The organism is Bacteroides sp. AR20 (genome assembly GCF_964250605.1).
Taxonomy (GTDB): Bacteria; Bacteroidota; Bacteroidia; order Bacteroidales; family Bacteroidaceae; genus Bacteroides; species Bacteroides uniformis.
In genome coordinates, this window is record NZ_CAXUGK010000060.1 from 1 (window position 1) to 1566 (window position 1566).

Genomic DNA, 1566 nt, shown 5'->3' on the forward strand with positions numbered 1-1566 from the left:
AAGCCTCCGGCCTATCCTACACATCAATTACCCAAATTCAATGTTAAGCTATAGTAAAGGTTCACGGGGTCTTTTCGTCCCATCGCGGGTAATCGGCATCTTCACCGATACTACAATTTCACTGAGCTCACGGTTGAGACAGCGTCCAGATCATTACACCATTCGTGCAGGTCGGAACTTACCCGACAAGGAATTTCGCTACCTTAGGACCGTTATAGTTACGGCCGCCGTTTACTGGGGCTTCAATTCAATGCTTCTCTTGCGATGACATCTCCTCTTAACCTTCCAGCACCGGGCAGGTGTCAGGCTGTATACTTCATCTTTCAATTTTGCACAGCCCTGTGTTTTTGTTAAACAGTTGCCTGGACCTATTCTCTGCGCCTCGCCGTTAAGCGAGGACCCTTTATCCCGAAGTTACAGGGTCAGTTTGCCTAGTTCCTTAACCGTGAATCACTCAAGCGCCTTAGTATATTCAACCCGACTACGTGTGTCCGTTTGCGGTACGGGTACCTGCAGGATTAAGTTTAGCGGATTTTCTTGGAAGTATGATTACACGCACTATTGGATTGTTCTAAGAACGCTCCATACTATCAGGTTCGACTCTTGCTCCGGATTTGCCTGGAACAATCAGCATCTACACCCTTCAACGGACTATTCCGTCAGTCCGCGGCGCTGTCACGACTCCGTCTCCACGTCACTCCCACAGGTAGTACCGGAATATTAACCGGTTCTGCCATCGGCCTCGCCGTTCGGCTGAGCCTTAGGACCCGACTTACCCTGATCCGATTAGCGTTGATCAGGAAACCTTAGTCTTTCGGCGAGGGGGTTTCCCACCCCCTTTATCGTTACTTATACCTACATTTGCTTTTCCACACGCTCCAGCAAAGCTCGCGCTTCACCTTCGACGCCGAGTGGAATGCTCCCCTACCGATGATTTCTCATCCCAAAGCTTCGGTAGAATACTTATGCCCGATTATTATCCACGCCAAACTCCTCGACTAGTGAGCTGTTACGCACTCTTTAAATGAATGGCTGCTTCCAAGCCAACATCCTAGCTGTCTTAGCAATCTGACTTCGTTAGTTCAACTTAGTATTCATTTCGGGACCTTAGCTGTTGGTCCGGATTGTTCTCCTTTAGGACATGGACCTTAGCACCCATGCCCTCACTCCTGACATAGAACTGACACGCATTCGGAGTTTGTCAAGACTTGATAGGCGGTGAAGCCCTCGCATCTTATCAGTCGCTCTACCTCATGCCAGTATAAGTCAAGGCTGCACCTAAATGCATTTCGGGGAGTACGAGCTATCTCCAAGTTTGATTAGCCTTTCACCCCCACCCTCAGGTCATCCAGAAGCTTTTCAACGCTTATTGGTTCGGTCCTCCAGATGGTGTTACCCATCCTTCAACCTGCCCAAGGGTAGATCACTTGGTTTCGCGTCTACTCCTTCCGACTATACGCCCTGTTCAGACTCGCTTTCGCTTCGGCTGCAGATCTGAAATCCTTAACCTCGCCGGAAAAAGTAACTCGTAGGTTCATTATGCAAAAGGCACGCCGTCACACCAAA

At 49.3% G+C, this 1566-nt stretch carries 1 rRNA gene (only partly in view); it reads right to left on the reverse strand.

The features are described 5' to 3' along the window. Window positions 1–1566: ribosomal RNA gene (locus tag ACESTD_RS18295) — 23S ribosomal RNA — on the reverse strand; its annotated part runs 350 nt beyond the window's last position; the annotation flags it as partial.